This is a genomic window from Formivibrio citricus (assembly GCF_900115065.1).
In the GTDB taxonomy this organism is placed as follows: domain Bacteria; phylum Pseudomonadota; class Gammaproteobacteria; order Burkholderiales; family Chitinibacteraceae; genus Formivibrio; species Formivibrio citricus.
The window spans coordinates 87,848-95,611 of record NZ_FOVE01000016.1 but is presented as its reverse complement, the minus strand read 5'-3'; the positions used below and the strand labels follow the sequence as shown (position 1 = coordinate 95,611).

The window sequence follows — 7,764 nt, the reverse complement described above, 5'->3', positions numbered from 1 at the left end:
ATGTACATGGCCCGCACCCTGCTGCACGCCGCCGGCGGCACTGCGCAACTCATTGCCAAGATCGAACGCACCGAAGCCATTGCCAACCTCGAAGAAATCCTCGAAGCCTCCGACGGCATCATGGTTGCGCGCGGCGATCTTGCGGTCGAAGTCGGCGAAGCCACCGTCCCGGCGTTGCAGAAGAAAATGATCAAGCTCGCGCGCCAGAAAAACAAACTCACCATCACCGCCACGCAGATGATGGAATCGATGATTGAAAACCCGGTCCCGACCCGCGCCGAAGTCTCCGACGTCGCCAATGCGGTGCTGGACGGCACCGATGCCGTCATGCTCTCTGCCGAATCGGCCGCCGGCAAATACCCGGTCGAAACCGTCGAAGTCATGGCCCGCACCTGCGTCGAAGCCGAGAAATCGCAAGAGAGCAAGATTTCCGAAGATGTGCTGCGCGGCGGCGAATTCTCCCGCACCGTGCAGGCGATCGCCATGTCGGCGCTGTACGCCGCCAGCCGTCTCAACGTCAAGGCGATCGGTGTACTGACGCAATCGGGCACCTCAGTGCTGTGGGTATCGCGCTTTGCCTGCGGCGTGCCGATCTACGCCTTCACGCCGGAAGACAAGACCTACAGCCGCATGGCGCTGTATCGCGATGTGCATCCGCTGCGCCTGGATAATGCCACGCTGGATCACGATGAACAGATCGTGCGCGCCGAGGTGGAAATGCTGCGTCGCGGCGTGGTCCAGAAAGGGGATTCCGTCATCTTCCTGTTTGGGGATGCGGTAGGCGTGATGGGAGGAACCAACAGCATGAAGATCGTGAAAGTGGGCGACCGTCCCGTGGTTTGATCCTCTGGTGTTGTGCATACAAAACCCCTCGCCACGGCGAGGGGTTTTGTATTTCGAGCCGGCGGGAATTACTTGGTGCCGCTGACTTCGATTTCGACGCGGCGATCCGGGGCCAGGCAGGCAACCAGCTTGGACTTCGGCTTGACCTTGTCGCACTTGTTGCCGGTAACCGGAGCGGTCTTGCCCTTGCCTTCGGTGACAACCTTGGCGCCGTTGACGCCCTTGGTCTTCAGGTAGGCTGCAACGGTCTTGGCGCGGGCTTCAGACAGTTTCTGGTTGTAGGCAGCGCTGCCCAGACGGTCGGCGTGGCCGATAACCTTGATGGTTTTGTCTTTGGTGGCAACTTTTTTGAGGTCTGCCGTCATTTTGTCCAGCTCGGCCTTGCCTGCAGGCTTCAAGGTGGACTTGTTCAGGTCGAACAGCACGTCAGCCTTGAGTGTGAACTTGGTTGCGGCTGGTGCGTCGGCAACCGGAGCCGGTGCCGGCTTGGCGACCACGGCGGGCTTGGCAACGGGCTTCACGTAGCCGTCGCAACCTTCAACTACGGCTTGTTCCTTGGTCCAGGTGCCGGTGCGCCAGCATTCGCCGAAGTTGCTCTTCCAGACGGTGGCCGCGGTGGTGCCTTCGACATAGGCAGCAGTCTTGCCCACGTCGGCTTGAGCGCTTGCGCAAAGGCCAAATGCAGCGACAACAGCGAGGTATTTGAGGGTGTGCTTCATAGGTTGCTTCTCCAACTGGATTGTTATCGAAAGTCCGGCCCGGGTATTCCAAGTTGCATGCGATGGACGCCCTTGAAATATCTGCGAGGCTTCAGGAAAGAATTCTAGTACCCGAAGCGAAAGGAAGGCAAACCGGAATTGCCGATATTCCAAGTAAATTTGTTATTCGGGGCGATAAACCGCACATGAGAGGGCGGTTCGAGCCAGGTGCGATTGGAGCGGGAGTGGCGGCGTGGTAAACTTCCCGCTTTCCCGGATCTTGCTGTCTGCCTCGCTGTGAGCGGCATGGAAGAACGGGCATTAACTTCAAAATTGCCGGCCTAGAAGATGTCTGAACAAATCCAGAGTTTTGCCAAGGAAACCATCCCCGTCAGTCTCGAAGAGGAAATGCGCCGTTCCTATCTCGATTACGCGATGAGCGTGATCGTGGGGCGAGCATTGCCCGATGTTCGCGACGGACTGAAGCCTGTGCATCGGCGTATCTTGTTTGCCATGCACGAGAGCAACAATGTCTGGAACCGCGCCTATGTGAAATGCGCCCGCGTGATCGGTGACGTGCTCGGTAAATACCATCCGCACGGCGATTCGGCCGCGTACGAAGCGCTGGTGCGCATGGCGCAGGATTTTTCGCTGCGCTACACGCTGATCGACGGTCAGGGCAACTTCGGCTCAATAGATGGCGACTCGGCGGCAGCCTATCGTTACACCGAGTGTCGCCTGCGCAAGATTTCCTCCGAATTGCTGGCCGATATCGACAAGGAAACTGTCGACTTCACGCCGAACTACGACGAGAAGGAACTCGAGCCGACCGTTCTGCCGACCCGTGTGCCGAACCTGCTGATCAACGGTTCGTCCGGTATCGCCGTCGGTATGGCAACCAATATCCCTCCGCACAATATCAACGAAGTGATCGACGGTGCGCTGGCGCTCTTGGCAAACCCGGAAATGACCGTCGACGAGTTGATCGACATCATCCCGGCGCCGGACTTTCCCACTGCCGGCATCATTTACGGCATCGGCGGCGTGCGCGAGGGCTACCGTACCGGCCGCGGCCGCGTGGTGATGCGTGCGCGCACGCACTTCGAAGACATACCGAGAAGCGCTGACCGCCAAGCAATCATTGTCGACGAACTGCCGTACCAGGTGAACAAGGCGCGTCTGCTGGAGCGCATCGGCGAGCTGGTGCGCGAAAAGTCGATCGAAGGCATTTCCGAGCTGCGCGACGAGTCGGACAAATCCGGCATGCGCGTGGTGATCGAATTGAAGCGCGGCGAAATGCCCGATGTCGTGCTCAACAACCTCTACAAACAGACCCAGTTGCAGGACAGTTTCGGTATCAACATGGTTGCGCTGGTCGACGGCCAGCCGCGCCTGTTGAACCTGAAACAGGTGCTCGAATGCTTCCTGCGTCACCGTCGCGAAGTCGTTACCCGCCGCACGGTATTTGAACTGCGCAAGGCGCGTGAACGCGGGCACATCCTCGAAGGTTTGGCCGTTGCGCTATCCAATGTCGACGAAATCATCGCGCTGATCAAGGCTGCTGCCACCCCTCCGGAAGCCAAAGCCGGCTTGATGGAGCGTACCTGGAGTTCCGGTCTGGTCGGCGAAATGCTGGCGCGCACCGATGCTGCTGCTTCGCGTCCTGATGGGCTGGCGGAAGAGTTCGGCTACAGCGCGCAAGGCTATCGTCTCTCCGAAGTGCAAGCGCAAGCCATTTTGGAGCTGCGCCTGCAACGCCTGACGGGCCTTGAACAAGACAAGATTGTTGGCGAGTACCAGGAAGTGATGGAGAAGATCCTTGATCTGCTCGATATCTTGGCTAAGCCGGAACGCGTGACGCAGATCATTTCTGATGAAATGAACGAAGTGAAGGCGGCTTACGGCGACGTGCGCAAGTCAGAAATCGTTGCTTTCGGTGGCGATATCAGCATCGAAGACCTGATCACCCCGCAAGACATGGTGGTCACGCTGACCCACACCGGCTACATGAAAGCCACGCCGGCCGAAGAGTATCGTGCCCAGCGTCGCGGTGGTCGCGGCAAGCAGGCGGCGGCGACCAAGGAAGACGATTTCATCGACAACCTGTTCGTGGCCAACACGCACGATTACATTCTCTGCTTCAGCTCGCGTGGTCGCGTGTACTGGATCAAGGTCTACGAGCTGCCGCAGGGCGGACGTACCAGCCGCGGCAAGCCGATCGTGAACCTGTTGCCGCTGGAAGAGGGCGAAAAGATCAACGCCATCCTGCCGGTGAAGGAGTTCACCGAGGACCAGTATGTGTTCATGGCCACTGCCGACGGCACGGTCAAGAAGACGCCGCTGACCGCGTTCTCGCGCCCGATGAAGCGCGGCATCATCGCGATCAATCTCGAAGAGGGTAACTACCTGATCGGCGTGGCGCTGACGCGTGGCGCCCCCGGTGCGCCTGTCGTTGACGACGATCAGGCCTCGGAAGAAGACCATATTCAGGACGAAGACCAACTGGACGAAAGCGCGCAAGCCGAAGAGGGTGATCAGGTCATGCTGTTCTCCGATGCCGGCAAGTCGGTGCGATTCAACCAGAGCAAGGTTCGCCCGATGGGCCGCAACTCCAAGGGCGTGCGCGGCATGAAGCTCCTGGAAGGCCAGAAGCTGATTTCCTTGCTGGTTGCCGAGCGCGACGACCAGCAAGTGCTGACCGCCACTGAAAATGGTTACGGCAAGCGCACCCCGGTTGGCGACTACCGCCTCTCCGGTCGTGGTACGCAGGGCGTGATTGCCATCGATACCGGCGAGCGCAACGGCAAGCTGGTGGCGGCAACGCTGGTCGCTGAAACCGACGACGTGATGCTGATTACTACCGGAGGCGTGCTGATCCGCACCCCGGTCGAGCAGATTCGCGAAACCGGTCGTGCCGCGCAGGGCGTGCGTCTGATCAATCTCGACGAAGGCGAAAAGCTGTCGGGCCTTGAGCGTGTCTGCGAAGTGGATTCCGACGAGGAAGGTTGCGACACCGAAGCGGACGACGAAACTTCGGGCAACGAATCACCGCAGACCGAGTAAGCCATGCAAGAAATGCAGCCGGTAGCCGCGTCCGGTTTTTTCCAGCAGATGGTGCAGATCGCGCTGGGATTGCCGCATTGCGCGGCGCTGGGGCTGCAGTTTCATGCGCTGGACGAGGATCGCAAGGTCACACTGGCCTTGCCTTTCAAGCCTGAGCTGGTCGGCGATCCGTTCAGCCGCGTGCTGCATAGCGGCGTGGTCACGACGCTGGCCGACATGGCCGGAGCGATGGCGATTTTTTCCCGGCTCAATGAACGGGAATCCATCGCCACGCTCGATCTGCGTCTCGATTACCTGCGCCCGGCCCAGCCGGACAGCCCGCTGTATTGCCAGGCCGAGTGCTACCGTTTGACGAGCCAGATCGCCTTTACGCGCGGTGTCGTCTATCAGGAGACCCCGGAAAAACCCGTCGCGCATGCGGTCGCGACCTACATGCGGCTTGCCATGCCAGCGGAAGGGGCGAACTGATGCAATCCATCTCCGCCATCAATTCCATTGCCGATCTGCAGCAAGCCGTGGCGGCGATTCCTTATGCCTGCTTTCTCGGCATCGAATGCCGGGAGAGCGAATCCGCCCCGCTGTTCGTATTGCCTTACCGGCCTGCCAACATCGGCAATGCCCGTTTGCCCGCGCTGCATGGCGGCGTGATCGGCGGTTTTCTGGAAAATGCCGCCATCCTGCATCTGATGTGGGCGCGCGAGGCCGAGGGTATTCCGAAGATTGTGGATTTCTCGATTGACTACCTGCGCTCCGCCGGCCCGCAGGATCTTTTCGCCCGTTGCGAGATCGTGCGGCAGGGGATGAGGGTGGCCAACGTGCTGATCACCGCATGGCAGGCGGATGCTGCCCGCCCGGTGGCCACGGCGCGGGCACATTATCTTTTGGCTTGATCACTGATATTTCTTGCGAGCTAGACCATGAGCGACGAACTTCTCAAATCCCACCGCAACGCCATCGATTCCATCGATGCCGAGGTGCTGAAACTCCTCAACGAACGCGCGATGCATGCGCATGAAATCGGCGTGATCAAGGGCGAGGGCGTGGTGTACCGGCCCGAGCGCGAGGCACAGGTGCTGACCCGGCTCAAGTCGCTCAACCAGGGGCCGCTGCCCGATGAGGCGATTGCCAAGCTGTTCCGCGAGATCATGTCGGCGTGCCTGGCGCTGGAGCGCCCGCTGACGATTGCCTACCTTGGCCCGGCCGGGACGTTCAGCCAATCCGCGGCGGTCAAGCATTTCGGCCATGCAGCCTGCACGCAAGCCTGCGCCTCGATTGACGAGGCTTTCCGCATGGTCGAGGCGCGCAACGCCGATTACGTGGTCGCGCCCGTGGAGAATTCGACCGAAGGCGCCGTGGGCCGCACGCTTGATCTGATGGTCAACACGTCGCTCAAAGCTTGCGGCGAAGTGGTGTTGCGCATCCACCAACACCTGCTGCGCGCGGTCGAAGGCCGCGAAGGCATCCAGCGCGTGTATTCGCATGCGCAGAGCCTGGCACAGTGCCACGAATGGCTGAACAAGAACCTGCCGGCCGACGTCGAGCGCGTTTCGGTGGCCAGCAATGCCGAGGCAGCGCGTCTGGCGAGCCTTGATCCGAGTTCCGCAGCCATTGCCGGCGATGCGGCGTGCGAACGCTTCAACCTGCTGAAATTGGCCGATTCCATCGAAGACGAACCGAACAACACCACCCGCTTCCTGGTGCTCGGTTACCAGGATACGGTGCCGAGCGGTCGCGACAAGACTTCGCTGGTCATTTCCGCGCCCAACAAACCCGGTGCGCTGCATTCGGTTGTCGAACCGCTGGCACGGCACGGCGTTTCCATGACCAAGTTCGAATCCCGCCCGAGCCGGACCGGCCTTTGGGAATACCTCTTCTTCGTCGACGTGGAAGGCCACGCCAGCGAGCCTGCCTTGCAGGCCGCCTTGCAGGAACTGCGCGATGTCGCGGCCTTTGTGAAGGTTCTGGGTTCCTACCCGGTGGCGGTGCTGTGAAATCGGTCGCTGTTTTCTGCGGCGCCCGGCACGGCAACCGCCCGGCGTATGCCGCTGCTGCGCGCGAGCTGGGCGCTGAGTTGGCTAAGCGTGACCTGACGCTGGTCTACGGCGGCGGCCATGTCGGCCTGATGGGCGTTGTCGCCGATGCCTGCCTTGCTGCTGGCGGCAAGGTTGTCGGCGTGATTCCGGATTTCATGGTGGCGCGGGAACTGGCCATGCCGGGTCTGACCGAGCTGCACGTGACCGATTCGATGCATACCCGCAAGGCGCAGATGGCCGATCGAGCCGATGCCTTTATCGCATTGCCGGGCGGATTCGGTACGCTCGACGAGCTTTTCGAGATCCTGACCTGGCGGCAAATCGGTCTGCACGGCAAACCGATCGGCTTGCTCGATGTCGATGGTTATTACTCCGGCCTGAAAAGTTTTGTGGCGCGCGCGGTCGAAGAGGGCTTCGTGGGCGAGACCGAAAGCACTTTCCTGCAGATGCAGGAAACGCCGGCAAAGCTGCTCGACGATCTCGCCTTGCTGCCGCAGGGCGGGGAGGGCGCGTGGGCGCGGGTTTGACGCTGTCGAAGCGGAGCGGGCAGCCGGACGACGCGCTGGTGGCCTCCCGCCTCGTCTACGATTCCGATCCGCCTTATTACGATTTCCTGTTTGCTTCGGAGCGCGCGGCCTTGTCTGCCTTAAACCGGCTGTGGCTGGAGAAAACCGGCTCGTTGAGTCATGCCGGCATGACGGTCTGGTTAGAAACGGGCCAACTGACGGCGCTGGCCAGCCATTACCCGGCGCAACAGGCCGCAGTGCTGGATGAAACCGATGAAGCACTGCTTGCCGCGGACGATGAATGCCTGGGTCGCAGCGCCAAACTGGCCTGGCTGTTTCCGCATATCCCTGCACAAGCCTGGTATCTGCGCACCTTGGCGGTCGCGTCCCGCTTGCGCGGGCGGGGTGCCGGGAGCTTGATCTTGCAGGACATTGCCGGCACCGCGTTGCGGCGGGGCGCGACCGAGCTGCATACCGACGTGGACAGCGGCAACCCCGGCGCGGTGCGCTTTTACCTGCGCCACGGTTTCGAGATAGTGACCGAAACCCGCGTGCCGATGCTGGAACCCTTCAATTTGCCCGCCAGCTATCGCATGGTGAAAAAGCTGGCCTGAACCGGAA

At 61.0% G+C, this 7,764-nt stretch carries 8 protein-coding genes; 7 read left to right on the top strand and 1 reads right to left on the bottom strand.

Annotation, left to right across the window (positions count from 1 at the left end):
• The coding region (locus BMZ36_RS11105) for a pyruvate kinase (RefSeq protein WP_245747906.1) at positions 1-843 on the top strand (843 nt) is incomplete at its 5' end.
• A 68-nt stretch (positions 844-911) separates the two neighbouring features.
• Here BMZ36_RS11105 and BMZ36_RS11100 read toward each other — a convergent pair.
• The gene (locus BMZ36_RS11100) at positions 912-1,562 is read right to left on the bottom strand and encodes an OmpA family protein (RefSeq protein ID WP_091196217.1); all 651 of its coding nucleotides are present in this window, start codon (positions 1,560-1,562) and stop codon (positions 912-914) included.
• A 327-nt stretch (positions 1,563-1,889) separates the two neighbouring features.
• Between BMZ36_RS11100 and gyrA the strand changes: the two genes are divergently transcribed.
• The 6 genes from gyrA to BMZ36_RS11070 are packed head-to-tail and all read left to right on the top strand — an operon-like array spanning position 1,890 to position 7,757.
• Positions 1,890-4,604, top strand: coding sequence for a DNA gyrase subunit A (gene gyrA, locus BMZ36_RS11095; protein ID WP_091196213.1), 2,715 nt, complete (start codon positions 1,890-1,892; stop codon positions 4,602-4,604).
• Positions 4,605-4,607: 3 nt separating this feature from the next.
• The gene (locus BMZ36_RS11090) at positions 4,608-5,072 is read left to right on the top strand and encodes a PaaI family thioesterase (RefSeq protein ID WP_245747905.1); all 465 of its coding nucleotides are present in this window, start codon (positions 4,608-4,610) and stop codon (positions 5,070-5,072) included.
• The gene (locus tag BMZ36_RS11085; RefSeq protein WP_091196210.1) at positions 5,072-5,494 is read left to right on the top strand and encodes a PaaI family thioesterase; all 423 of its coding nucleotides are present in this window, start codon (positions 5,072-5,074) and stop codon (positions 5,492-5,494) included. The genes BMZ36_RS11090 and BMZ36_RS11085 overlap by 1 nt, the downstream gene beginning before the upstream one ends.
• 27 nt (positions 5,495-5,521) lie before the next feature.
• A complete protein-coding gene (pheA, locus tag BMZ36_RS11080) occupies positions 5,522-6,595 on the top strand; it encodes a prephenate dehydratase (protein WP_091196206.1) in 1,074 nt (357 codons plus the stop codon).
• Positions 6,592-7,164, top strand: a complete 573-nt coding sequence (locus tag BMZ36_RS11075) for an LOG family protein (RefSeq protein WP_091196202.1) — start codon at positions 6,592-6,594, stop codon at positions 7,162-7,164. Before pheA ends, BMZ36_RS11075 begins: the two co-directional genes overlap by 4 nt.
• Positions 7,149-7,757, top strand: coding sequence for a GNAT family N-acetyltransferase (locus BMZ36_RS11070; protein ID WP_091196199.1), 609 nt, complete (start codon positions 7,149-7,151; stop codon positions 7,755-7,757). The genes BMZ36_RS11075 and BMZ36_RS11070 overlap by 16 nt, the downstream gene beginning before the upstream one ends.
• Positions 7,758-7,764 lie beyond the last annotated feature (7 nt).

What these genes read in the sequence shown, in the direction of transcription:
- BMZ36_RS11100 (WP_091196217.1), bottom strand. Translation starts at nt 1,562, where the DNA reads ATGAAGCACACCCTCAAATACCTCGCTGTTGTCGCTGCATTTGGCCTT.
- gyrA (WP_091196213.1), top strand. Translation starts at nt 1,890, where the DNA reads ATGTCTGAACAAATCCAGAGTTTTGCCAAGGAAACCATCCCCGTCAGT.
- BMZ36_RS11090 (WP_245747905.1), top strand. Translation starts at nt 4,608, where the DNA reads ATGCAAGAAATGCAGCCGGTAGCCGCGTCCGGTTTTTTCCAGCAGATG.
- BMZ36_RS11085 (WP_091196210.1), top strand. Translation starts at nt 5,072, where the DNA reads ATGCAATCCATCTCCGCCATCAATTCCATTGCCGATCTGCAGCAAGCC.
- pheA (WP_091196206.1), top strand. Translation starts at nt 5,522, where the DNA reads ATGAGCGACGAACTTCTCAAATCCCACCGCAACGCCATCGATTCCATC.